The sequence below is a fragment of the Mesorhizobium sp. M8A.F.Ca.ET.208.01.1.1 genome, assembly GCF_004791315.1.
In the GTDB taxonomy this organism is placed as follows: Bacteria; Pseudomonadota; Alphaproteobacteria; order Rhizobiales; family Rhizobiaceae; genus Mesorhizobium.
In genome coordinates this window covers 1-305 of sequence record NZ_SRUT01000287.1, presented here as the reverse complement: position 1 = coordinate 305, position 305 = coordinate 1, and the positions used below count along the sequence as shown (strand labels likewise).

The following is a 305-nucleotide window of genomic DNA, read 5'->3' as shown; positions in this document are numbered from 1 at the left end:
CTTCGATTCCGGCGAGGTCGACCTCGATTTCGAAACGCCGGCCGACTTCATCGACGCCCTCGACAAGATGGATCTGGTGAAATCGGAGGTCGCGACGGCGACCACACTGGTTGCCCGCACCAACATCACGCACAAGCCTTACGATGACAAACGGGTGCGCAACGCGCTGCAGATGGCCGTCGACAACGATGCCGTCATGCAGCTCGGCTACGCCGGCCGCGGCACGGTCGGCGAGAACCACCACGTCAGCCCGATCCACCCGGAATATTATCCGCTGCCCAAGAAGACACGGGACGCGGCCGGCG

The 305-nt window shown here is 63.6% G+C and carries 1 protein-coding gene; it reads left to right on the top strand.

Features of this window, described 5'->3' with window-relative positions; genetic code table 11:
- On the top strand, positions 1–305 hold a 305-nt coding region (locus tag EN851_RS35330), incomplete at both ends, for an ABC transporter substrate-binding protein (protein ID WP_245520905.1).